The organism is Paraburkholderia sp. TE9906, assembly GCF_056279605.1.
Genome location: NZ_JBWCCT010000005.1, coordinates 587737 through 612988 on the forward strand (window position 1 = coordinate 587737; position 25252 = coordinate 612988).

Below are 25252 nucleotides of genomic sequence, written 5' to 3' on the forward strand. Positions count from 1 at the left end.
GTTGCTCATCCTCGATATTTACGACGTATAAAAATGCTGTGTCGCATTGAAGGATGGGCATTCCCCAGAAGCCGCCACTCAGGACCGAGAGTAGGATCGACGCCATGTAACATGGCGACACCTTCACCGGAAAATCATCGATGAAAATCGATACCGGTAAGAAACAATACAAGCACGACGACCGCGTCGTGCTCGTTGGCCCATTGAATCGATGAGCGAACAATCACTGGCTATACCGCCGCTGGTGCATACATGTCCGTTCGAACATCTGCCTGTCATGCCCGATGCGCTCACGAAACCCGCCCGTTGACTCATCTGCTGGCGGAAACTCCAGTCTTCGTTATACGGGCGTTCCTTAAAGCGTAAAACAAAGGCCCCTCACCCCTCAACGCCCCCACAATCTGCTCCCGCACCTGTGGCCTTTCAGCAAACGGATCCGTCGGATTACGCGCCGTCACAATATCCTCCCCACGCGTCTTCACCGCACCCAGCGCATTCGGATGCGAATAGATATAAAACTGCTTCTCACGAATCGCATCGAACACCATCGCAGCAACTTGCCCAGCGCTGATCTTCCCCGAACTCACCGCCTTCTCGCTCAACGCACGCGACACACGTTGCGACAAAGTCAGCGGCGCATCGTTAGCAAGTTCCGCCGGCCGATTACGCTGCGCGTGCGCAATCCCCGTCGGCACGAAGTACGGACACAGCACCGAGCACGCCGCCTGCCGCGTGACCAGCGAAAGATCCTGATACAGCGATTCCGTCAGCGAGACCACTGCGTGTTTCGACACGTTGTACGGCCCCACCATCGGTGGATTGACCAGCCCCGCCATCGACGCGGTATTGACGATGTGCCCGCGATAACCGGCATCGCGTTGCGCGGCCTCGAGCATCAGCGGCGTGAACGCGCGCACACCGTGAATCACGCCCCACAGATTGACGCCGAGCAACCATTGCCAGTCGCGCTCGGTGTTCTCCCACACGAGTCCGCCGCTGCCGCCCACGCCCGCGTTGTTGAACACCAGATGCACGCCGCCGAACGCGTCGAGCGTGGCGCGCGCGAGTTCGTCCACCTCGTCGCCCTTCGCCACATCGACGCGACGCGCGATGGCCTGCGCGCCGGCCGCGCTCACTTCGGCGAAGGTTTCGTCGAGCGCGTCCTGTTGCACGTCGGCCAGCACGAGCCGCATGCCGAGTTTGGTGCCGAGCCTCGCGAACTCACGACCGAAGCCGGAGCCCGCGCCGGTAATCACCGCGACCTTGTCTGCGAAATTGTCCATGCGTTATCCCATTGCCAGCTGATATCGGTTGATAAAGCGCCTGCACGCAGCCACCCTGCCCTAACGCCCAGCAAGATAAAACCGATCACGCAACTCACGCTTGAGCACCTTGCCGATCGCACTGCGCGGCAAGCTGTCGACAAAGCGCAGCGCCGAGAGCCGCTGCATCTTGCCGAGCCGCGCATTGACCCAGCCCAGCAGCGTATCCGCATCGATCCGTGCATGCGGCGCGCGCACCACAAACGCAACCGGCGTTTCGCCCCATTGCTCCGATTGCGCACCGACCACGGCCACTTCCGCGACATCCGGATGCCGGCTCACTTCAGCTTCCAGATCGCTCGGATACACGTTGAAGCCCCCCGAAATGATCACGTCCTTCTTGCGATCGAGCAGCGTCAGAAAGCCGTCCTCATCGAAACGGCCCATGTCGCCGGTGCGAATGAAGCGCTTGCCGCCTGGGTCGTACCACTCCGCTTGCGCCGTCTTGTCGGGCTGCCGGTAGTAGCCGGTCATCATCGCGGGCGAATGGCCGACGATCTCGCCCACCTCGCCCGCCGGCACCTCGTTGCCTAGTTCGTCGATCAGCCGGATGTCGTGCCCTTCCATCGGTCGTCCGACCGAGTGCAGCTTGCCCGGCCATTCGTCGGCTTCCAGCTGGCACGAGCCGCCGCCTTCGGTCATCCCGTAGTACTCGGTCAGCCTGCCGGGCCAGCGGCGCACCACGTCCGCCTTGATGCTCGCCGCGAACGGCGCGCTGGTGCAGAACTTGGCCTGGAAGCTGGACAGGTCGTAACGGTCGAAATCCGGATGCGCCATCAGGCGCTGATACTGCACCGGCACGAGCATCGTGTGCGTCACGCGATGCCGTTGCGCGAGTTCCAGATAGCGCGTGGTCTCGAACTTCGGCATCAGCACGACGGTGCCGCCGAAAGTCAGCGTCGGCATGAAGCTCACGAGCGTCGTGTTCGAATACAACGGTGTGGAGATCAGCGTGATCGCGTCGGGTCCGTAGCCGCGCTCAATGCTGCGCACCGCGTACGCCCAGCGCATGCCGTGCGATTGCACGATGCCCTTCGGCGTACCCGTGGTGCCGGACGAGTAGATGATGTTGAACGGCCACGCCGGATCGATTGTCACCGCCGCGGGCGTCGCGCGCTGCGGCGCGAGCCATGTGCCGAGCGCGGTGCTGCCAACGTGAGCGTCGAGCGCAATCGGTGTCGCGTCGATTTGTGCGGCGACCGGTTCGAGCAGACGCTTGACCTCCGCGTCGACGAACAGCAGCCGCGCGCCCGAGTTGCCGATCATGCCGACGAGACTCGCCGCGCTCGACGACAGCGCGAGCGGCGCGACCACCGCCCCCGCCCGCAAGCCGCCGAGAAACGCCACCACGTAGTCCACCGACGCGGCCGCGCACAACGCAATCGCATCGCGCGGCTGGATGCCCTCGCGCTGCAACGCGGCGGCAAAGCGGTCGACGCGCGCATCGAGCGCCGCGTAGCTGACCACTTCGTCACCACAGATCAATGCCGGATGCTCGCCGCGCTCCTTACCAAAGCGGCGCAACATATCGGTAATACACACGAATGGTTCGTCCTGCAGAATATTGAGCCATGTCATCGCGCCGCGCCACCACCGCCGTTGTCCGCCTTGCCGCCACCCGCCGCGGCTGTACGCGCGGCGTCCTCTTCCTGCAACACGCGCCATAGAATCTTGCCGCTGCCCGATTTCGGCAGCGACGTGACGAATTCGACGATGCGCGGCGCCTTGTACGCCGCCATCTGCTCGTGTGCCCAGTCGATGATCTCCTGCGCGGCAATCTTCCCTGCATGCGCCGCGTCGGGCACTACCAGCGCCTTCACGGTCTCGCCGCGCTTCTCGTCCTTGACGCCGATCACGCACACCTCGTGAATCGCCGGATGCCGGTACATCAGCGCTTCGACCTCGGCCGGCCAGACCTTGTAGCCGGATGCGTTGATCATCCGTTTGAGGCGGTCGGTCATGAAGAAGTAGCCGTCCTCGTCGATATGCCCGAGGTCGCCGGTACGCAGAAACCGCTTGCCGTCGAGTTCGACGAACGCCTCGGCGGTTGCTTTCGGATTGCGCCAGTAGCCTTGCATCACCTGCGGCGCGTTGACGACGATCTCGCCGGTCTCGCCTTGCGGCAGTTCCTGCAACGTGAGCGGGTCGATCACGCGCGAGTCCACGTCGAACACGGGAATGCCGAGGCACTGCGGCTTCGGACGATGCGGCGGATTGATGTGCGTGCCGGCAATCGTCTCCGACATGCCGTAGCCTTCGACGTAATCGAGACCGGTGAGCGCCTTGAGCTTGCGGGCGATCGCGTCCGGCATCGCCGCGCCGCCGCCGCGCGCGCCGCTCAGGCTCGACAGATCGTATTCCCCGAGCCTCGGGTTCGACAGGAAGTCGACCATCATCGTCGAGATCGACTGCCACGCGGTGACGCGATATTTCTGCATGCATAGCGCGGCCGCGTCTCGATCCCAGCGCGGCAGAACGACGATGGTCGCGCCGGAAAACACCGCGCTGTTCATGCCGCCCTGCATGCCGGTCACGTGGAAGAACGGCAGCACCGACAGATAAACGCCGTCGGCGGGCGCCGCGAACCACACGCAGCCGCCGAGCAGCGTGCTCATCACGCTGCGATGCGTGTGCATGCAGCCCTTCGGCTTGCCGGTGGTGCCGGACGTGTACGGCATCACGCACAGATCGTCGGCGCCGGTGGTGAGCGGGCCCGGCGCGATGTGGCGATCGAGCACGGCTTGCCACGAAGTCACGCCGTTGATATTGAAGTGCTTGCGCGGCGCCGCGACGAATTCCGGCACGGCGATCGGCGAAGGCCGCTTCAGATAATCGCTATACGTCGCGACGATTGCGTGTTCGAGTCCCTGGCCTGGTCCTTTGCCGATCAGCGGCTCGACGTTCGCGAACAGGCATTGCGGCGCGATGATCGTGGTCGCGCCGCTGTCCTCGACGTAGTGCGCGAGTTCGGCGCTCATGTTCATCGGATTGACCGGCACGACCACCGCGTTGGCCCGCAGAATGCCGTAGTAAGCAATGATCCATTGCGGGCTGTTCTGCATGTAGAGCAGCACACGGTCGCCCGCTTTCACGTGGCACTCGTTCTGCAGGAAACCCGCGATGCGCTCCGCCTCGTCCTTGAACTCGGCGAATGACACCGGCGTGTCGTAGAAAACAATAAACGGCTTGTCGGGAAAGCGCGCCGCCGAGACTTCGGCGTTGTAGAAAATGTTGGTCTCGGGCAGCGTCAGATGCAGTGGCACTTGCGGCGGCCAATGCGGGTGATGGCGTTCGTTCATGGGCGTCTCCTGCTTGACTGTCGGCGCGCGCTTCACTGTTGCTGCGCGCTTCGTTCATGTTCGCCGCGCGGCGGATGCGCCTTGCGGCGCGTACGACTGCGCTCGAGCTTCCGTTGGTGAGCCGGCCAATGCGTCGCGATGCACGGCACGGCTGGATTTCATGCGTGTCTTCAACGCGTGAGATAACGCCCAAGCTCCATTTTGGCAATCGCATTGCGATGCACCTCGTCAGGGCCGTCGGCGAAACGCAGCGTGCGCGAGCTCGCATAGGCGCGCGCGAGGCCGAAGTCGTCGCTGAGCGCGCCGCCGCCGTGCGCCTGCATCGCCCAGTCGATCACCTGGCAGGCCATGTTCGGCGCGGCCACCTTGATCATCGCGATCTCCTGGCGCGCCGCCTTGTTGCCGACCGTGTCCATCTTGTGCGCGGCATTGAGCACGAGAAAGCGCGTCTGGTCGATCATGATGCGCGCGTTGGCGATCCGTTCGCGCGTCACACCTTGCTCCGCGATCGGTTTGCCGAACGCGACGCGATCGAGCGAACGGCGGCACATCGCTTCGAGCGCGCGTTCGGCGCGTCCGATCAGGCGCATGCAGTGGTGGATGCGCCCCGGTCCGAGCCGGCCCTGCGCGATTTCGAAGCCGCGCCCTTCGCCGAGCAGCATGTTGCTCGCGGGCACGCGCACGTTCTCGAACGCGATTTCGGCGTGACCGTGCGGCGCGTCGTCGTAGCCGAACACCGGCAAGTGACGCAGGACCTTGACGCCGGGCGTGGCCATCGGCACCAGGATCATCGACTGTTGCTGATGCCGGTTCGGATGATCGGGATTCGACTTGCCCATGAAGATCAGGATCTGGCAGCGCGGATCGTTCGCGCCCGAGGTCCACCATTTGCGGCCATCGATCACGTAGTGACCGCCGTCGCGCACGATGCGCGCCTCGATGTTGGTCGCATCCGACGACGCCACCTCCGGCTCCGTCATCGCGAATGCCGAGCGGATCGTGCCGTCGAGCAGCGGCAGCAGCCATTGCTGTTGCTGCTCGACGCTCGCGTAACGCACGAGCGTTTCCATGTTGCCGGTGTCCGGCGCGGAACAGTTGAACGGCTCCGCGCCGATGTGCGAGCGCCCCATGATTTCGCACAACGGCGCGTATTCGAGGTTCGTGAGCCCGGCGCCGTATTTCGACTCGGGCAGAAACAGATTCCACAAACCGGCGGCCTTCGCCTTCTCTTTCAGTTGCTCGATCACCGGCGCCGGTTGCCAGCGATTGCCGGATTCGCGCGCGGCATCCATCTGCGCGTCGAAAACGGCTTCGGCTGGATAGACGTGCTCGTCCATGAAAGCATTCAGGCGCTTCTGCAAACTCTTGACCTTGTCCGAGTGCTGAAAATCCATGCATCGTCTCCTGGATTAATACGTACGCGCAACGAAACGGTATGTCCGTCCCCGGACGATGACTCAGACGATGATCGCCCCGCCGTCCACCGCGAAGTGTTGGCCGGTGATGTGCCGCGACGCTTCGCTCGCGAGAAACACGACGGGCCCCTTGAGGTCCTCGTCGCCGCCAAGACGTTGCAGCGGCGTGCGCGACACGATCGTGTCTTCGAGCTTGTCGAGCAGCCCCGCCGACATCTTCGACGGGAAAAAGCCCGGGCAGATGGCGTTGACGTTGATGTTGTACTTGCCCCATTCCGCGGCCAGCGCGCGCGTGAAATTGATCGCAGCGGCCTTCGACGTGTTGTACGCAATCGTATTCATGCCGGGCGGCGAACCCTTGAGTCCCGCCACCGACGCGATGTTGATGATCTTGCCCGCGCGCCGCGGGATCATGCTGCGCTTGCCGACTTCACGCGCGACGAAGAACGGCGCGTTGACGTTCAGGTTCATCACCTTGTGCCACGCTTCGTCGGGATAGTCTTCAGCGGGTGCACCCCACGTCGCGCCCGCGTTGTTCACGAGGATATCGATGCGGCCATGCAGCCCCAGCACTTCATCGACGAGACCGGGGATGCCCTCGAAGCGTTGCAGATCGTTCACCACGGTCAGCACCTCGATGCCGCGGCCTTGCAGGTGTGTCTTCGCTTCGGCGAGTTCATCGGCCTTGCGCGCGGTGATCGCGACGCGGCAACCCATCTCGCCGAGCGCTTCGGCCATTTGCAGGCCGAGGCCGCGCGAGCCGCCGGTGATCAACGCAACCTTGCCGTCCAGTTGAAACAGTTCCTTCACAGCCATCGTCTCGCTCCTCCACGTGTTCCGCTATGCAGATTTGGATTCCATATTTTCTGACCATCATACGTGCCGAAATTCGACGTGTAAATAAAAGCACGCCCATTCACTTTCGTTATAGACTGACTCGCATCGCCGATGTGCGGATCATCAGGACTTACCCGCATAACGCGCGTTTCGACTGATCTATGCGGATGCGCAAAGCCGCTCTTCTTGCGTGCGTCGCGTCGTTGTTCTGCATAGCGGCTTATCTTTGGACGGGGCTTCTTTCATGCAAGATGCGTTGATCATCAACACGCGTGATCTGGATTTCCAGCTATTCGAAGTACTCGAGGCCGAGACGCTCACGCGACGCACGCGCCATGCCGATCACAGCCGCGAGACTTTCCGCGCGGCGCTCGATACCGCACATGCGGTGGCCGTCGAAAAATTCGCGCCCCACAACCGACTGCTCGACGAGCATGAACCGCAATTCGATGGTCAACGGGTCACGCTGCCCGTCGAAGTGAAAGACGCCCTCGACGCGTTGCGCGCCACCGGCTTTCTCGCCGCGGGCAAAGACTACGAGTGGGGCGGCATGCAGTTGCCGTCGCTGATTGCTTTCGCGTGCCTGTCGCTCTTCAAGAGCGCCAACATCGCCACGTCCTCCTACGCGATGCTGACCACCGCGAATGCGAACGTGATCGAACGCTTCGGCAGCGAAGCGCAAAAGCGTAAGTATCTGCAGGCGCTGTTCGAAGGCCGCGCGTTCGGCACGATGGCGCTCACCGAACCGCAAGCGGGCTCCAGCCTCTCCGATCTCGTCACCACGGCGACGCCGAACGAAGACGGCACCTATTCGATTCGCGGCAACAAAATTTTCATCTCGGCCGGCGATCACGAATTGAGCGAGAACATCGTTCATCTCGTGCTCGCGCGCATTCCGGGCGGGCCGCCAGGCGTCAAAGGCATCTCGCTGTTCACGGTGCCGAAGTACCACGTCAACGACGACGGCAGCCTAGGCGCGCGCAACGACGTCGCCCTGGCGGGACTGATTCACAAGATGGGTTGGCGCGGCACGACGTCGACGATGCTGTCGTTCGGCGAACACGGCACATGTATCGGCGAGCTGGTGGGAGAACCGCATCACGGCCTCGCCACCATGTTCCACATGATGAACGAGGCACGCATCGGTGTCGGCCTCGGCGCCGTGATGCTCGGCTATCGCGGCTATCTGGCCTCGCTCGACTATGCGCGCGAGCGGCCACAAGGTCGCCGGCCCGACAACAAGAATCCGCTCGACCCGCAGTTGCCGCTGATCGAACATGCCGACGTGCGCCGCATGCTGCTCGCCCAAAAGGCCTATGTGGAAGGCGCATACGCGTTATGCCTGTATGCGGCGCGCCTCGTCGACGAACAGCACACCGGTGAGAGCGATGCCGCACGCGCCGAGGCGGGCTTGCTGCTCGATCTGCTGACGCCGGTGGTGAAATCGTGGCCGTCGCAGTGGTGTCTGGAAGCGAACAGCCTCGCGATCCAGATTCACGGCGGCTACGGCTATACGCGCGAGTACCCGGTCGAGCAGTTCTATCGCGACAACCGGCTCAACATGATTCACGAAGGCACGCACGGCATTCAGGCGATCGATCTGCTGGGTCGCAAAGTCGTGATGAAACAGGGGGCCGCGCTCGCGCTACTTGGCCATGAGATCCAGCGCACGATCGACGCCGCGCGGACTCACGAACGCCTGCATGCACACGCAAACGCGCTCGGCGATGCATGGCGCGACCTGAACGCGACGCTCGAAGCACTGCTGCCCACGCTCGCTCAAGAAACCGAACGCGCGCTCGCCAACGCGAATGCGTTTCTCGAAGCATTCGGCCATATCGTGATCGCGTGGACGTGGCTGAGGCAGGCGGTCGTCGCGAGCGCCGCGCTAGCCGATGCGCGCAGCGAAGCCGAGACAGACGCGGACTTCTATCGCGGCAAACTGCACGCGTGCCAGTGGTTCTTCCGTTGGGAGTTGCCGCGCGTCGCGTTGATGCTCGCCACGCTGCGCAGTCTCGACGACACCACGCTCGGCATGGCGCCGCAATGGTTCTAGCCAGCACCGTTCCGGCCAAAAAACGCGCTACCGCTCAATGTGACAGCGCGATTTCGAGTTGCGTGACCACGTCGATCAGACGTGGCCGCACTTCTTCCAGTAGAAATTCCTTCGACAGTTTGAACGACGGCCCGCCCACGTTGATCGCCATGACCGGCAATTCGCCGCCCGGCTGAAACGCGCGCGCGATGCCGTTCACGTCTTTCTGCCAGTCGCCGAACGACGTCGTCACACCGAGCGTGCGGTAATCGTCGAGCGCTTTCTCGATGCCGCGACGCGTCTTCGGCCACGCGACGTGATCGAGTTCGCGTACCTGCTCCATGAAGCTGAGGCGATCGTGCTCGGGAATCGCCGCGAGCCATGCGCGGCCGATCGCCGAGGTCGCCACCGGAATGCGCGAGCCGACTTCGAGCGTCAGCGTGAGCGCCACCGAGCCCCGGCAATTTTCCACGTAGATCATCGAGAGGCGGTCACGCGTGCCGAGCGAAACCGTGGCGCCGGAGATATCGGCCAGCTCCTGCATCACGGGCCGCGCAATCTTGCGCACGTCGAGGCGCGCGAGCATCGCACTGCCGAGTGCGAGCGATGCCGTGCCGAGCCGGTACTTGCCGCTCTCTTTCAGATGGATCAGATAGCCGAGCAGCGTCAGCGTATGAGTGAGGCGCGATATCGTCGATTTCGGCAACCGGCAACGCAACGCCAGTTCCTGGTTGCTCAACGATTTGTCGCCGGAACGGAAACACGCCAGCACTTCAAGCCCCCGTGCGAGCGCCGTGACGAAGTGCCGGTCGTCCTTGTGCGCTTCGTGCGCGGTGCGGCTTGCGAGGACCGCGGGCGCCCGCGCCGCTGAAGCCGTGTGCTGCGCCGCATCGTCGACGCTCGGGACCCCGATCGCATGATCGATCGGGCTGTCATGGGTTTTGCTCAAACGGAATGCAATCCCGCGAAACGGCTGTATCTGAAGGACTAACCGTGAGCCCGGATCGAGGCTGATCCGGGCGGCGAAATTATAGTCTGAAATATGAGGCGCATCTAACGCGGACTGTCGACGAGTCAAGTCCGTGGCAACAGTCGTGTCACGCGAAGCAACACCGGCACCAGTTTTTCCAGCATGAGCGCGTGGGCTGGAGTATTGTTTAAGCGCGCCGGGAGCGCGGCACGGCAATTTTCCAGAATACAGGTGCTCCCCGCGGGTCAGGACAGGCTCGCCAGCGCGCGGTTTTTTGCATACAACGAAGCGACATCAACTTATCGAGGATGGAGAAAACGTGAAAAAAGTCAATCTTTTGAAGGCGCTCGGTATTGCATTGTGTGTAGCAACCGCGTCCAGCGCCTATGCCCAGGCCAGCGACGCCGCGGCGCCGGCCGCCACCGCGCCGGCCCCGGCCGCCAATACCAAATCGACTCGCCAGATGGACCGCAAGCTGGGCCGTGACGTCCGGCGCGCGCTGGCCAAAGCGCCGGGCTTCAACGTGTCGAACGTGTTCGTGCGCGCTCGCGGCGGCGCGGTGACCTTGACTGGATCCGTGCCCCAAGGCCCTCAGATCCAGCAGGCGGGAGATGTCGCGAAGGATGTTCCCGGCGTGACCTCGGTGAGCAACAAGATCACCCTTGGCGTGCGCAGCGGCGGCGGTGGCGGGAGCTGAACGCCCCGAGCCTGACCGGATGACGACGGGCGGCGCCGTCTGCCGCGAACACCGCACATGGGGCGCTGCCCGTTGTCCTGGTATATGGAATCCTTAGCGTCGGCTCGATGCCAACCTAGCGTCGAACGAGACCGACCACATAGCGGCACACCTCGTCGCCCGCATTGAAGAACTCGCACTCGACCGGTGCGCCGAGTTGCAGACAGTCTCCCGCTTCGAGCCGGTAAGACTGACTGCCCTCGCGGAACGTCAACACGCCTTGCGTGACCCAGATCTGCTGATGCTGAAACACGAACGCATCCGACGGATAAGGCACCCTCACACCCGCCGGCAACTCGATCTCGAGCAGTTCCAGCACGCCGCCGGTAGGCGGTGAAATCCGCCGCCGCGTATAGCCCGTTTCGGGGTCCTGCCAAAGCGCCTGGTCCGCATGACGCACGAGCCGCTCGCCGGTCTGTTCGGCGAGCGCGAGCAAGGTCGACAAGGTCAGTCCGAACGCGCCCGACAACCGCCCGAGCACCGTCGCGGTCGGGCTCGCCTCGCCGCGCTCGATCTTGCTGATCATCGCCTTCGATACACCCGAGCGCTCCGCCAGTTCGCTCAGCGACCAGTTGCGCGCTTCGCGCTCGGTCTTCACGCGCGCGGAGATGGCCTGGGTCAGATCGATGGAGGCGGATTCGGACATGGAAGGACCGTCGTGGGTGAAGTGAGCACCGCAAAATTATATCGAGGCGCGGCTGCCTGCCACGCCCGCCCTGTCGGCCTATTAAAAGTCAAACGCAATGTCTTGCATAGTGATTTTTCGTCCACTATATTAAACACGACTGTGTTAGCCGCACGAACGCGGCGCCCGCCGCTGGTTCGGCAGGCGCTACTGCTCGAAAGGCTTCTGTAAGCGTTCGTCCATCTCAGCCGGAAGACACCATGCCGAAGGAAATCGTTCTCAACGCGTTTGACATGAACTGCGTCGGTCACATCCAGCAAGGTATGTGGACCCATCCGCGCGATCAGTCCAGCCGCTATACCGATCTCCAGTACTGGACCGACTACGCTCGCACGCTGGAAGCGGGTCTGTTCGACGGCATCTTTTTCGCCGACGTCGTGGGCGTCTATGACGTCTACGGCGGCAATCCGGAAGCGGCGATTCGCGGCGCCGTGCAGGTTCCGGTCAACGACCCGACGCTGCTGATTCCCGCGATGGCGGCGGTCACGCGACATCTGTCGTTCGGCGTCACGTCGAATCTGTCGGTCGAGCAACCGTATCTGTTCGCGCGGCGCATGTCGACGCTCGATCATCTGACGCGCGGCCGGGTCGGCTGGAATATCGTCACCGGTTATCTGGACAGTGCGTCGCGCGCGATCGGGCTCGCCGGACAAATGGCGCACGACGACCGCTACGACCTCGCCGACGAATACATGGAACTGGTCTACAAACTGTGGGAATGCAGTTGGGAAGACGGCGCGGTGCTGCGTGACAAAGCGCGCGGCGTCTATGCGGACCCGGCGAAAGTGCATGTGATCCATCACCACGGCAAGCAATATCGCGTCGATGCGATGCATCTGAGCGAGCCGTCGCCGCAGCGCACGCCGGTGCTCTATCAGGCTGGCTCGTCGGCGCGCGGCAAACGCTTCGCGGCGGCGCACGCGGAGTGCGTGTTCGTCAACGGCCAGGCGAAGCCCGCGGTGAAAGCGATCGTCGACGACATTCGCGCGCATGCCGTCGCGGGCGGCCGCGAGGCGGACGACATCAAGGTGCTGCTCGGACAAACCGTCATCACGGGCCGCACCGAGCGCGACGCGCAGGAGAAGAACGAGGAGTACCGGCGCTACGTCAGTTCGGAGGCGGCGCTCGTGCATGCGGCGGCGTCGCTCGGCATCGACTTCGCGCGCTACGACCTCGACGAGCCGATCGACACCGGCAAGAGCCAGGCGATCGTGTCGAACGTCGAAGCGATGACGCGCGCCGCCGGTCCGCAATGGACCAAACGCAAGCTGCTCGAACAGATGGTGCTCGGCAGCCGGCAGACGCCGCTCGTCGGTTCGGCCGAACGGATCGCGAGCGAGCTGATCGCGTGGACCGAGGAAACCGGCGTGGACGGTTTCAATCTGTCGCGCACCGTGGCGCCGGAATGTTTCGGGGACTTCATCGACCTGGTGGTGCCGATCCTGCAGGAACGCGGCGCGTACAAGCGCGCGTATCGCGACGGCACGTTGCGCGAGAAGCTGTTCGGTCATGCCCGCCTGCCGTCGACTCATACGGCGGCACGGTTTCGCTCACCCGCCTGCGCCGTGGCCGCCGCCACCGCCAGCGACGTATCGAACTGAGACCGTCGCGGCGCGTTGTACTTTGTGTCATGCGTGCCGCCGCATTCATGACACGCCGATCTATCAGCAGAGGTCCCCATGCTTGACAGGAGCATCTTCCGCGACGCCATGGCCGGACTCGGCACGGCCGTCAACATCATCACGAGCGATGGCGCCGCGGGGCTTCGCGGGCTGCACCGCGTCGGCGGTGTGCGGCGTGACGGACGAGCCGCCTACCCTGCTCGTCTGCATCAATCGCAGCAGCCGCAACAACGCGGCGTTCCGCAGCAACGGCAAGCTCTGCGTGAACGTGCTGAGCGCGGAACAGCAAACGCTCGCCGCGCATTTCGCGACCAGTGCGCTGCCGATCGCGGAGCGCTTCGCCGCCGCGCAATGGGAACGGCTCGTCACCGGCGCGCCGGTGTTGCATGGCGCGCTGGCATCGTTGGACTGCGAGATCGAATCGGTAACCGAGGTCGGCACGCACACGGTGTTCTTCTGCGCGGTGAAGGACGCGCGTACGCATGTCGCGGGGGATGCGCTGATTTACTACGGGCGCCGGTATCACCGGGTTGGTGAGCGCTCGGTGCATGCGGCGCATCGGGCCGAGGCGGATGCGAACGCGGCTGTTCCGGCGCGCTAAGGCAGTGCTGATCGAGCCGTGTCAACGCGCCTGATCGCGATGGCGCATGCATAGGCTTTCCTAACCACGACTGAAAGTGGTCACGTCGATTCGTTTTGTCACGCCGCAGGCGTTCTGCGCGGCCGCTTCGCGAGGACCGCCTGCTCTGCGTCACGCGACCTGCTCGCGCCTGAATTCGCCCAGCACACCTAAAATAGTTTCCACCGGATCATGTGTTTTGACCTCGACAATGCTGAGCGTCTGATCGGATGGCAGTCGAGGTAAACGCACAACTTTGATCGCCAGCTTTTTGTCGCACACGCAAAGATAGTTGCAGAGATTTTCCCCGGCTGCTTTGGCGGCCGCATATTCGCCCATATTCGGATATGCCGTTTCGACAGCCACCGAAGACGGATAAAACATGGTGAATTTTTCGGGCGTGATCTGGCGTATGGATTGCCAGCACGTATAGAAGCCTTCGACGTAGTACCGGGAAAACCGCGCGAACAGGTCACTAGAAAATTTGCCGCGGGCCGCAACAAAAATCGGCGGCGTTGCAAAATAGTAGACGTGGGTGGGCGCCCATCCATCGCCAAGACCCGTCTGAAGATCCTCTGGCGGATCGAACATATCGTAAGCGAGACTGGCCGACTTTCCTCCGCCATTGTTGATATCCGCAACGACCGCTTCCGCATCGTCCTTGCCGCGATGATAGGTGAGACGCACGTCGGCTCCGCCCACCGCCAGAATCTTCGCGCACAATTCACCGAGTCCTCGCGATCCACCTATTACGAGCGCGCGCTGCCCAGCGAACATTTCAGCGTCCGGAATCAACGTCTTTAGCTCCGCACAAGTTTTTTGCTTATGGGGTGCGGGACGCAACATCGCTTGAATGACGCCCGTTGCGCCGTCCGCAACGATGTCGACAGACAAACGGCGGAAGCGGTCATCGTAATTGACAACCTTCCAGTCCAATCTTCCTCCGTTCTCCGCTGTGCTGGACGAAGGCGAAAAACTGACGGATAGCCCGGAGTAAATTGAGTGCAATCCCGGACATTCCATTCCTACCAACCGCGTGGTTGCAAGAATGAAGGCGATCTGTCCCAAGGGTATCTTCTGCGTAAGAACAGGGAATCGCTCTCGCACAGCCGAGCTGTCCAACTCAAGCGGAATGCTTCCCTGGGCATTATCTAGCGAGGCTTCGCTTCGCTCATGACAATCGCTTGAGGCGGGAGACCGGTCTATGAAAGCTACGTCCATCTCATTTGTAGAAAGTTCGACATGAATGGTTGCGCATTCCGCGCCATTGCATTCAAGAACAATTTTTTTATGCTGGTCCTGGTCCTGCACTAAACGTAAGAGTACTTCTTCATCGACCCGGACGGGGTTGCGGAATACGCATGACACTTTGGCCAAGGCTGTTTTGGATGTATTCGCCAACCCTTCTTCGATCGCCCATAGCAACAGATGCATTCCATGCACAATGGGACGACCGAATTGCGAACGCCGGGCTTTCAATGCATCTACATGCACAGGATTGCTGTCGCCCGACAGGAGGGCAAAAGCATTCTGGTCTTCGATCCTGAAACGTCGCGATGCAGGCATGCTAGAACTCCCCATAATCGTCAAGCCGTTGACCCGCAGTCCCGCAAACAGGCGCGGTGATGTCGCCTGTCGTCCCCGGCATGGCGCAAAGCGCTCACACAGGTCAACCGCGTGACATGCCGAACCAGCGCCGGCTCCGCGTTCCCGGCTCGGTGCTGACTGCGGGTTCCGCGCGGGTTGTCTCGCGAACCAGCAGCCACGCGACGACGGCCGCGGCCACGAGGAAGCAGACCTGGATCGGGTTGACGGGCCCTTGCGCAAGATTGAGGATGCGATTGTCGTTCGCGACGACCAGGTACGCGAGTGCAAGGACGATCAACGGTTTCGATATCACCTGGCCGCCATATTTTTCCGCGTTTCGGAGCATCGTCAGAAACGTCAGCATGAACAACGGCAGAAGTCCGCCGAAGTGATGCACCCAGACGATCGGCGACGCTGCCGTGAAGCATAGCTGGGCGAGCAGGAACGACGGCAGCGGTGGTTCTTTTCTGGTGCGGAAACTCCACCACAGCCCGATCGCGATCAATACCAGTGCGGAGACGACCGTTACCTGCTCGACGATCGGCCGATAGTCGGCGAAGTGGTCCTCGAAGAAAACCTGGTCATTGCCGTTCAGGAAGAGTCGATGCATGACGCCGTTGATCGACGTGTTGCCGAAGTACGCTTCGCCTCGAGCGCCCATGTAGGCAAGCGCGTGCCGGTAGCCAATGAACTGCTCGAAGCCGTACGTCGAGATCGCGAGCAGCGTGGCCGGCACGACGACGCCGAGCCATGCCGCCACGAAACGCATGTCGCGCCGGAACAGGCCCCATATAAGAAACAGCCCGAACTGCGGCTTGATCAATGCGCAAACGCCCATCAGCACGCCAGCCCATCCACGCTGGCCGCTGGCATAGGCAATGCACGCGAAGACCGTCGCGCAGGTTATCCAGGCCTGAATCTGCCCCAGGTACAGTGTCCAGATCACCGGATAGAAGAACCACGTGGACACGAAGCCGAGCGCCATCAATGCAAGGCGCGAGCGCGCGTCTGCGGTAATCGATTCGAGGCCGAGTTCGCTCGCCATCACGACGGACAGGCGAGCCATGCCCAACGCGGTGAGCAGAACGATCAGGTGATTGAACAGGTTGAGGTGCCAATAGTCGAGCATGTGCAGCTTGTCAAAAAGCTCGAAGAACAGCAACGACGTCGGCGGATACTGGAATTTTTCGTGCTGCGTAAAGAACACGGCCTCGTAAAGATCCTGGCCCGGATGATGATGAACCTGCAAATAGCCTTTCAGCATGAATTGCCAGGAATCCTTGCCGTACCAATCGTGGCCATCGCTGATGACCAGCATCTGGCGCATCGTGGTCAACGTATTCTGAAAGCCGAGACGCGACTGAAGCACGCTCAACACGACCGCGCTGATGACGATAAAGAACAGTGTGGCCAACACTGTTCGCCGCAACGAACCTGTCTGATTCATGGAGCCCTCACTCTCATCCATTTTTGGATCATCGAAGTGCCGATTCCTGCAATTTCTCAGCGCGCTTTCCGAAAGAATTGGGTGGCGTCACGCTCATGCCGAGCGTACATACAGCGGCAGTCCACCCTGCCGACCGGCGCACGCCGCAGCACATTGCACCCCGTGATGCACTACTGGGTCGCGACCTGAACGTTGATGCCGAGCGTTCGCGCGACCGTGCCCGTCCATACTTCCGCACCGGCCCGGTTCAGGTGGTTGCGGTCGCCAAAGTACTTCCATGGCAGCACAGGAATCAGGTCACCTGTCACATGGAAATTCGGATGCCTTTGCCTGAAGCCATCGATATAGGCGGTGTAGTCTTGCCGGAAGCCTGCGGGCAGTCCCTTGTAGCTCAGATCACTCATCGGCATCGGGACGAAATTCACCTCGATCCCTTTGTCCGCAAACAGTGTCAGCAAGCGATCGAAGTAGGCGTCAAAGATGGGTCTGCTGTGAAAGCCCGACATCGCGGTGACTTCGAAACTGAGTGCGGTCGAACCGTCGTCGGTACCGAAGCTGTGGTAGCCGCGCTGGCGCTTCACCTCGTCGAGCCATTCGTCATTGGTGTGCTTGCGCCGGTACACCATCCCCGCCTTCATGCTACCCGTATAGAACGCCGGAAAATGCGACGCATACAGGAAATTGGTCAGGCGGTCCTCGATCGATCCCGTGCGCGAGACCGAGTAAAGCGATTTGTCATGAAGCGATTCCGACAGCTTGCGGACTTCCTCCATCTCACTGAAGCTCAGGAAGCTGAACAGCGCAGCACGGGTCCAGTACGAATCGGCCGTAGCGAAGTGATACGGCGAGATCGACAGGATGACCTTGCGCGGCAGGTCCGGGCACTTCAGAATGCGCTGCGCGACATAGTAGGTCTCGACGGGCGTGGCGCCGCCGAGCGCGAGATTGACGGTCGATGGGTCGAGATGCGCCGGTATCAGGCCGGCGACGGCACGCGAGTCGCCGATGATCACGGTCGCGTCCTTGCGGCATTCGCTGATCATTTCGTTCTTGGCCACCCACATTGGGTATTCCGGGTCGAGAAACCACATGGGTCCGCGCGCGGCCCACACCCATGAAGCGCCGACGAGGAGCATGAACACCAGCCCCACTGCACGGAAGAAACTGCCAAACTCCGACGTTTTCACGGGTCACGATCCCTTGCATTTAGAACTGGAAGTACAGGAACTCAGTTGCGCCGGCCAGATGCAGCAGCGCGGCCGCTGCAAGCACGCCGATCGCGACGCCCCATCCCGCTTGCGGCCGCCACTGCAGCGCCGCAGGCAGGCTGGTGCGGACTTTGTCGAGCACGGGCGAATAGCGCGCCATGATCTCGTTCGAGTTGGGCATCAGCAGCGCAATGAAGAAGGCGATCCCGATCTTCACCCAGTTTTTGAAGGCGAGCAGTGACTCGAGCTCGTAAGTGGGTGCGGCCGTCACATGATGCAGTCCCAACATGCCCGCGATCAGGTGCATCGCATCGTGCACCGATGCCGAGCGAAACATGATCTGCGCGAGCAGCACGGCAAGATAGGTGATGAGCCACTGCGCCACGACGACGCTTGCCCTGCGCAACCACGGGCGCGGCTCAGCCGGTTGCCTGGGTCCGAAAATCCGCCATGCGTGGTTGATCGTCAGATAGGCCGAATGCAGCAACCCGAATACCAGAAACTGGAGTCCCGCACCATGCCAGATGCCGGCGAGGGTCATCGTGAAAAAGAGCGGCAGCGCGACCATCGTCGCAAAGCCGGCCGGTGTCGCCGTCGCCTTGCGGGAGACCAGCGCGCCGCGCGCCGCGCGCCGCCGCATGATCAGGAGCGCGATCGGGTTGTAGAGGTACAGGTTCAGGTAGCGAGTCAGCGTCATGTGCCAGCGCTGCCAGAAATCGATGATGCATGTCGCCTTGTAGGGCGAGTTGAAATTGGCTGGGAAGCGGATTCCGAACATCCGCGCGAGCCCGACGGCCATGTCCGAATAGCCCGAAAAGTCGAAATAGAGCTGCATCGAATAGGCCAGCGCGCCGCACCACGCCGCCTGTGCCGGCAATGCGTCGCGGAAGCCGAATGCGAACTGGACCGTCTCCGACAGTCCGTCGGCGATGATCAACTTCTTCGCCAGACCGATCGTGAAGATGCTGAGTCCGACAGCGAGGTTCTCCTGGTTCAGCCGGTAGGTCTCGCGGTTTTCGAACTGCGGCATCATTTCGCGGTGGTGCAGGATCGGCCCGGCGATCAGATGCGGAAAGAACGTGACGAACATCACGTATTCAAGCAGGTTCTTGCCTTTGGCAATGCCGGACTTGCAATCGACCAGATAGCCGATCTGCGTGAACGTGAAAAACGAAATGCCGAGCGGGAGGATCACACTGGTCGTGGACAGATGCGGTGCGATGCCGATTTCCGACAGCCAGTCCAGCAGCGGGAACAGATACTTGTAGAAGAACAGCAGCCCGAGGTTTGCCGCGATGCCGGCCGTCAGCGCCGCAAGCTGCATGCGCGGCCGGTTGGCGAGCCGTTGTAGCGCAAGCCCGCAGCCGAAGTTGAACGCGATCGAGGCGAGCAGCAGGAACACAAAACTGACGTTCCACCACGCGTAGAAAACAATCGACGTGACGGCAATCCAGGCCGCCGCTGCGCGAACCGTGACGCGGGCGAGCGCATAGTAGCCGACGACGCTGATCGGCAGGAACGCAAACAGGAAGATATACGAGTTGAATAGCATGTCGGCCTGTCATAGAAGTTTGCGCGTCGTTATTCGAATGTTTATTGCGACTGCTTGCTGCGGATCAGATCGACCAACTCGCCGACATCTTTCAGACTTTCGATTTCAGCCGTCTGAAACTTGACCTTGAAGCGCATTTCGCAAGCGATGATGATGCTGATGTGATTCAGGGAATCCCATTTGTCGATGTCGTCAGCGGTACTGTCCATTGTCAGGACCAGATCGTCCTCGTCGAAGATCTCGCGGAAGATCTCCGTCACTTTGCCGAGAATGTCGTCAGTGCTGATAGTGTCAGTCATGATCCAGTCCTTACGGGTTCGATATGTGTCTGGAAAGGCGTGAATTCAGTGGTGATGCATTGCCACGTCGTCCTTTCGTCTTCGTGTTCGGCGATTCGTGTGAAGCCGAGTTTCTGGTAATGCTCCCGAACCATGCCGTTTTTGGCGGTGGCCCGGTACTCCCCGATCAGCGTCCGTGCGCCCGCGTCCCGCGCGCGCGCGACCAGCAGATTCATCGTCGCCTGCTCGACCTGTCGGCCCAGCACCCTGCAACTCATCAGCCAGGTATCGATGAACAACTCAGGGCCGCCAGGTTCGCGCGGCCGCGCGATGACGATCCCGATGATCCCGTTGTCGCCGTATCGATCGGTCAGTCGCAATTGCAGGGTCACCACGCCTTTGTCCTGCATCGCGGCGCTCACTTCCGCGTCGGTGTAGCGTCGCGTGGTCAGGTTGAATTGATTGGTCTTGTTGATCAGTTGCGTGATTCGCTGCAGGCCGATGAGATCGAACGGCTGCCATTCGAGCCGCATCTCCAGCGACGCCAGATACCCGGCCAGATCGGTCGCCGCGGAGCGCAACGCTTCACGCTGCAGGTTGCCCTGATACTGCGCGGTACGCTCGCGGTCCTCCGAGGTGATCCCGATGGATTCGAAATAGCCGGCGTCCGCGATGCAGCGGCCATAGAGCGCCGGGTCGGCGGGCAGTTCGGGTACAGCAACCATCGGCAGCTCACGCCGCACGATATTGCGCTCGAACGGGTTGTCATCCGCAAACACCAGCGCGTCGAGACCGATGTTCAACGCTTGCGCGATACGGCGCAGGTTCGACGCCTTGTCTTCCCAATTGGCGACGAGATACGCCACGTCGGAGCGCTTCAACACCATCTCGGGATGTTGGTCGAAGGGTTCCCACGCGTTGGCTTCATCGTTTTTCGAACATACGGCCAGGATGATCCCGCGCCGTGACAGATCCTTCGCGTAGCCCTGGAACGACGCGTACGCTTCGCCGAGCGCGCTGCCCTGGCCGATGACTATGCCGGCGAGGCCGTCATCGCCGATCACGCCGCCCCATAGTGTGTTGTCGAGGTCGAGTACCAGGCATTTGTACGAACGGCCGCGCCGCGCCGCGATTAGCCGTGCGACCAGTTCGCCATAGAACGGCCCGGCGGCCGGCGAGATCTCCTGCTTCGCGCGATGCCACAGCATCGGGTCGTGCCATGCAGCGAGACCATCAACCGCAATTCGCGCGTCGAGCGCGAGAATATCGACGCCGTCCTCGTCCGCAGCGGCCCGCATGCGCTGGTTGAGCCGATCGATGAGCGCGCGCATTGAGCCCGGCAGCCGATGCTCGTTGTTGCCAATGAGCGGCAACGCGATGGGCAGGATGGCCTGCTGGATCACGTGCACGCCGCTTGAATGCGCGGCCCTGCGCCAAAGCCCGCGCAGCATGTCGATCGTATGCTCGACCAGACCGTCGGCGGCGGCCGCGTCCATCGCGGCGTCGGGTTGTCCGAGCAGCGTGCGTGCGTCGAACGAAAACAGGACCACATTTGCGCCGAACGCGTGAAACGCTGACTCGGGTTCGTTGAGCTCCTGCATGTATTGACCATATTCGCCCGCCTGCACCTCGCACCACATGCCGCGGCGCAGGCATCCGACACGCAAAGCAGCCACCAGATGATCGGTGGTCGAACCGCTGAACACGGCGAGGCGAACCGGCTTGCCGGTAGTTTCCCTCGGAACCTCCGGAAACGCCTTCCGACATGCCCGGTCAAGACGATTCGTTTGAACAAAATCGAGTCGACTGTTCGCCAGCCTCACGAAATCATGCCAGCGTGTCTCTTGTGAATGTGCGGCGTTGAGGGAGCTCAGCTGAACAGAAAAATCAGATGATTCCGGTAACCAATGCATACGATGTGGCTCCACGGTTCATACATATCGGACGCGCAAATTAGCCGCAGGACGCGAAGCCTGCGAAGCACGGTATCGCGATAACGCGCCCGGCATATGTTCGTTTGCACACAGAGGTCAGCTAAAGTCGGAACCGGCATCGTTCTCAACAAGCTCGAAAGCGCCTCATCAGTCTTTGTTTATCATTTTTGACCATTCAGGAATGGGAGTAACTGTCGGCAAATAGCGACATCACGGAGTCGCCACGCCGAATCCGCAAGAAGGTCTCGGCGAGCAGGCTCGCGCTCGAGAGCGGCCGGATCTTCTCGCACGCGAGCGATTCAGGAGAGAGCGGAATCGTGTCGGTGACGACAAGTTCGTCGAGTTCCGATGCCGCGATACGGTCGGCTGCGCCGCCCGACAGGACGGGATGAGTCGCGTAGGCAAAAACCCGCTTCGCACCGCACTGTTTCAACGTTTCGGCTGCCTTGCACAGCGTGCCGGCCGTGTCGACCATATCGTCCATGATGACGCAGGTACGGCCTTCGACTTCACCGATGACGTTCATCACTTCAGCGACGTTCGCCTTCGGGCGACGCTTGTCGATGATCGCAAGATCTGTATTCAGCTGCTTCGCCAGGGCGCGCGCACGCACCACGCCGCCCACGTCGGGCGACACGATCAGCAGGTCGTCGTAACTCCGCTTGCGCAGGTCGCCAAGCAAAATGGGCGTTGCATAGATGTTGTCGACGGGGATGTCGAAGAAGCCCTGGATCTGGTCGGCGTGCAGATCCATCGTGATGATCCGCTCGACGCCAGCGATTTCCAGCATGTTCGCCACGACCTTCGCCGAAATCGCCACGCGCGCCGAACGCGGGCGGCGGTCCTGGCGGGCATAGCCGAAGTACGGGATGGCTGCCGTGATCCGGCCGGCGGATGCGCGCTTGAGCGCATCGACCATGATCATCAGTTCCATCAGGCTGTCGTTGGTCGGGGGGCAGGTGGACTGAAGAACGAAGACGTCCTTGCCGCGTACGTTTTCCTGAATCTCGACCTGAATCTCGCCGTCGGAAAAGCGGCTGACCATTGCCTTGCCGAGCGGGATTTCGAGGAATTTGACGACGTCCTGCGCAAGTGCGGGATTCGCGTTGCCAGTAAAAACCATAAGACCATCATTGCTCATGGTGCACCTATGTCAGGTTGGGCCGAACGAAGCGGCCGGGTCATCCCGGTCAGGGACGATCGGCTTTGCCCCGGGTTATCACCATCTGAACTCAAAATCCCCTCGATCACCGTTATGTATCAGACACACGCGTTTATTTTTTAGCAGGAATGCACCGCACGGATTCTGTTGCAGTAAGGTGGTCCGCTATGACGTGCGACGTTAGCCTGAGCCGCATGCACTGGTCCGCCGCATCCCCAAGCGGCCCCGTTTTCTGCCACATGCAGCAGCATGAAAATCCACAGAGATTGAATTCGCGTTGAACGGGAACAGCGGCAAACGGTAGGGATAAAACGCACGCGCGCCCTCGCCGCATCCCGCCGGCAGTCCCTCTCAAACCACTGGATCGTCAGCGTAACGACAGCAATCGTTATGCAAATGAATGGCGATCGAGAGCCAACGTAATGTTCGCGCCCCGAAATCTTAATTATCGAATGGTCCAATGCGCGCAGTTTTAAGCGGTAAGACCATTAGCGGTATTTCTAACAATATCCCCAGCGAATCTCCACACGTGTTGTCGATGGAAACGCTGAACGGCGAAGTCGAATCTGGAGCCAGTCAAATGTTCCGTAGAACCCTCTTACCCATTCCGTTTGCCGCGTTGCTGACGCTCGCCGCATGCGGCAGCAATAACGATAGTTCGTCGGCATCGCCGCCGACGGGCGCGTCGGCGCCGACCGGCGCATCGGCGCCGGCCGCCACGGTGTCCTCGCAGGACGCGCTCACGACGGCCACGCCGATCAAACACGTCGTCGTGATCTTCGGCGAGAACGTCTCGTTCGATCACTACTTCGCGACCTACCCGCAAGCGTCCAACCCGGTGGGCGAACCGCAATTCGCGGCCGCCGCCGGCACGCCGACGGTCAACAACCTGAGCAGCGCCAACCTGATCACGGCGAACCCGAACGCGCTGGCCACCTCGCCGAATACGGCCGGCCGCACGGTCGGCGCGGTGGCGATCCCTGGCCTCGGCCTGCCGGCCGCGGACCTGCTGCCGTTCCGTCTGGACCGCTCCCAGGCCAACACGTCGAGCCAGAACCACGCATACGCCGCCGAACAGCTCGCCTACAACAACGGCGCGATGGACTCGTTCCCGTTGTTCACGGCGGCGGGTTCGACCATCGCCGGCAGCACCGGCGCGTTTGCGACGAAAGGCCAGGTGCTCGGTTACTTCGACGGCAACACGGTCACGGCCATGTGGAACTACGCGCAGAACTTCGCGATGAACCAGAACGCGTACACCGACACGTTCGGTCCGTCGACGCCGGGTGCGCTCGAAGTGGTGTCCGGTCAGAACAACGGCGTGGTCGTGACGGGCAGCAGCTCGGTCAACGCGATTCCCGACTCGACCGGCGGCTTCACGATGGTCGGCGACCTCGACCCGACCGGCGACGTCTGCACGATCGCGGCGGGCAGCGCAACGACCGGTGCGATGTCGGCGAACAACAGGAACATCGGCGACCTGCTCAACGGCAAGAACATCACGTGGGGCGGCTTCATGGGCGGCTTCAACCTGCAGACCGTCAACGCGAACGGCACGACCGGTTGCGCGCGCTCGACCTTCTCGCAAGTGCTGAACGCGACCAAGTCCGACTACGTGCAGCATCATGCGTGGTTCCAGTACTACCCGAGCACGGCCAACCTCGCGCATACGCGGCCGTCGTCGGCCGCTGTGATCGGCACGACCGATCCGCTCGACAACACCGCGACGCCGGTGCACCACCAGTACGACACCGACGACTTCTTCACCGCGGTGAAGGCGGGCAACTATCCGTCGGTGAGCTTCCTGAAGGCGCCGGCAGTCAGCGACGGCCACCCGGGCAACTCCGACCCGATCGACGAACAGGCGTTCGTCACGAAGGTGGTCAACTTCCTGCAGCAACAGCCTGACTGGAAGAACACCGCCGTGATCATCGCCTACGACGATTCGGACGGCTGGTACGACCATCGCTTCAAGGCGCCGACCAGCTCGTCGTTCGACTCCACCACGGCGCAATCGGCCGGCGGCAAGACGGTGGCGGGCAGCGACAACCTGAGCGGCCCCGGCCAGTGCACGGCAACCGGCGCAGTGCAGCCGCAAGGCGTGAACGGCGGCGCGGTGAACGGCCGTTGCGGTCCGGGTACGCGCACCCCGTTCATCGTGGTGTCGCCGTGGGCGAAGGTCAACTTCGTCGACGACACGCCGATCACCCAGGCGTCCGTCGTGAAGTTCATCGAAGACAACTGGCTCGGTGGCCAACGCATCGGCGGCGGTTCGTTCGACGCCAGCGCAGGCAGCATCATGAACATGTTCGACTTCACGGGCTCGGGCAACAATCCGCCGCTGTATCTGGATCAGAACCTCGGCATCAAGTTGTCGGCAGCGCCGGCCATCTAAGCGGCAAACGTGGCGAGCGTCCTTCTCTTCTGCTTGTCCTCGCGTTGTACGAGCCATTGGCGTGCATCGCGGGATGAAGCCCGCGCGGTGAAGGGCGCGACGAAGGGCTCAGAGCCCGACGAACTGTAGTCGAGATCGAGCCAGTGCCG

At 62.0% G+C, this 25252-nt stretch carries 18 protein-coding genes and 1 pseudogene; 5 read left to right on the forward strand and 14 right to left on the reverse strand.

What is annotated here, in order from left to right; all coding sequences use genetic code 11:
• Window positions 1-311: 311 nt before the first annotated feature.
• The 5 genes from ACZ9H4_RS16655 to ACZ9H4_RS16675 all read right to left on the reverse strand — a co-directional run bounded on the left by ACZ9H4_RS16655 (window position 312) and on the right by ACZ9H4_RS16675 (window position 6852).
• Complete coding sequence (locus tag ACZ9H4_RS16655) at window positions 312-1283, reverse strand: SDR family oxidoreductase (RefSeq protein WP_476119753.1); 972 nt, start codon at window positions 1281-1283, stop codon at window positions 312-314.
• Window positions 1284-1343: 60 nt separating this feature from the next.
• On the reverse strand, window positions 1344-2900 hold the full coding sequence (locus ACZ9H4_RS16660; protein WP_476119755.1) for a class I adenylate-forming enzyme family protein: 1557 nt from the start codon (window positions 2898-2900) through the stop codon (window positions 1344-1346).
• Complete coding sequence (locus tag ACZ9H4_RS16665; RefSeq protein ID WP_408153344.1) at window positions 2897-4621, reverse strand: long-chain fatty acid--CoA ligase; 1725 nt, start codon at window positions 4619-4621, stop codon at window positions 2897-2899. Before ACZ9H4_RS16665 ends, ACZ9H4_RS16660 begins: the two co-directional genes overlap by 4 nt.
• Window positions 4622-4791: 170 nt before the next feature.
• Window positions 4792-6015 (reverse strand): acyl-CoA dehydrogenase family protein, encoded by a 1224-nt coding sequence (locus ACZ9H4_RS16670; RefSeq protein ID WP_476119758.1) that lies wholly within the window; start codon window positions 6013-6015, stop codon window positions 4792-4794.
• A 63-nt stretch (window positions 6016-6078) separates the two neighbouring features.
• Window positions 6079-6852, reverse strand: coding sequence for an SDR family oxidoreductase (locus ACZ9H4_RS16675; RefSeq protein ID WP_408149528.1), 774 nt, complete (start codon window positions 6850-6852; stop codon window positions 6079-6081).
• 265 nt (window positions 6853-7117) lie between these two features.
• Between ACZ9H4_RS16675 and ACZ9H4_RS16680 the strand changes: the two genes are divergently transcribed.
• A complete protein-coding gene (locus ACZ9H4_RS16680) occupies window positions 7118-8929 on the forward strand; it encodes an acyl-CoA dehydrogenase (protein WP_476119760.1) in 1812 nt (603 codons plus the stop codon).
• 34 nt (window positions 8930-8963) lie between these two features.
• On the opposite strand, the gene ACZ9H4_RS16685 is transcribed toward ACZ9H4_RS16680, so the two are convergent.
• Window positions 8964-9857: an IclR family transcriptional regulator gene (locus ACZ9H4_RS16685; RefSeq protein ID WP_476119763.1), complete on the reverse strand. Its 894-nt coding sequence runs from the start codon at window positions 9855-9857 to the stop codon at window positions 8964-8966.
• Between the two features lie 340 nt (window positions 9858-10197).
• Between ACZ9H4_RS16685 and ACZ9H4_RS16690 the strand changes: the two genes are divergently transcribed.
• Window positions 10198-10575, forward strand: coding sequence for a BON domain-containing protein (locus ACZ9H4_RS16690; protein WP_408149522.1), 378 nt, complete (start codon window positions 10198-10200; stop codon window positions 10573-10575).
• 115 nt (window positions 10576-10690) lie between these two features.
• Here the strand turns inward: ACZ9H4_RS16690 and ACZ9H4_RS16695 are convergent, their stop codons facing one another.
• Window positions 10691-11260, reverse strand: coding sequence for a helix-turn-helix domain-containing protein (locus ACZ9H4_RS16695; protein WP_408149520.1), 570 nt, complete (start codon window positions 11258-11260; stop codon window positions 10691-10693).
• 239 nt (window positions 11261-11499) lie between these two features.
• On the opposite strand from ACZ9H4_RS16695, the gene ACZ9H4_RS16700 reads away from it, so the two are divergent.
• Window positions 11500-12900, forward strand: coding sequence for an LLM class flavin-dependent oxidoreductase (locus ACZ9H4_RS16700; protein ID WP_476119766.1), 1401 nt, complete (start codon window positions 11500-11502; stop codon window positions 12898-12900).
• A gap of 78 nt (window positions 12901-12978) precedes the next feature.
• Window positions 12979-13522: pseudogene (locus ACZ9H4_RS16705) on the forward strand (flavin reductase).
• A 150-nt stretch (window positions 13523-13672) separates the two neighbouring features.
• Here ACZ9H4_RS16705 and ACZ9H4_RS16710 read toward each other — a convergent pair.
• The 7 genes from ACZ9H4_RS16710 to ACZ9H4_RS16740 all read right to left on the reverse strand — a co-directional run bounded on the left by ACZ9H4_RS16710 (window position 13673) and on the right by ACZ9H4_RS16740 (window position 22687).
• Window positions 13673-15106 (reverse strand): MaoC/PaaZ C-terminal domain-containing protein, encoded by a 1434-nt coding sequence (locus ACZ9H4_RS16710; protein WP_408149514.1) that lies wholly within the window; start codon window positions 15104-15106, stop codon window positions 13673-13675.
• A gap of 103 nt (window positions 15107-15209) precedes the next feature.
• Window positions 15210-16574, reverse strand: coding sequence for a glycosyltransferase family 87 protein (locus tag ACZ9H4_RS16715; RefSeq protein WP_408149512.1), 1365 nt, complete (start codon window positions 16572-16574; stop codon window positions 15210-15212).
• Between the two features lie 170 nt (window positions 16575-16744).
• Window positions 16745-17761, reverse strand: coding sequence for a hypothetical protein (locus ACZ9H4_RS16720; RefSeq protein ID WP_408149510.1), 1017 nt, complete (start codon window positions 17759-17761; stop codon window positions 16745-16747).
• Window positions 17762-17780: 19 nt separating this feature from the next.
• Window positions 17781-19334, reverse strand: a complete 1554-nt coding sequence (locus ACZ9H4_RS16725) for an MBOAT family O-acyltransferase (RefSeq protein WP_408153335.1) — start codon at window positions 19332-19334, stop codon at window positions 17781-17783.
• Window positions 19335-19375: 41 nt separating this feature from the next.
• A complete protein-coding gene (locus ACZ9H4_RS16730) occupies window positions 19376-19633 on the reverse strand; it encodes an acyl carrier protein (RefSeq protein ID WP_408149506.1) in 258 nt (85 codons plus the stop codon).
• The gene (locus ACZ9H4_RS16735; protein WP_476119770.1) at window positions 19630-21318 is read right to left on the reverse strand and encodes an HAD-IIIC family phosphatase; all 1689 of its coding nucleotides are present in this window, start codon (window positions 21316-21318) and stop codon (window positions 19630-19632) included. Before ACZ9H4_RS16735 ends, ACZ9H4_RS16730 begins: the two co-directional genes overlap by 4 nt.
• A gap of 403 nt (window positions 21319-21721) precedes the next feature.
• Window positions 21722-22687 (reverse strand): ribose-phosphate pyrophosphokinase, encoded by a 966-nt coding sequence (locus ACZ9H4_RS16740; protein WP_408149502.1) that lies wholly within the window; start codon window positions 22685-22687, stop codon window positions 21722-21724.
• Window positions 22688-23288: 601 nt separating this feature from the next.
• On the opposite strand from ACZ9H4_RS16740, the gene ACZ9H4_RS16745 reads away from it, so the two are divergent.
• Window positions 23289-25103 (forward strand): phospholipase C, encoded by a 1815-nt coding sequence (locus ACZ9H4_RS16745; protein ID WP_408149500.1) that lies wholly within the window; start codon window positions 23289-23291, stop codon window positions 25101-25103.
• Window positions 25104-25252: the final 149 nt, after the last annotated feature.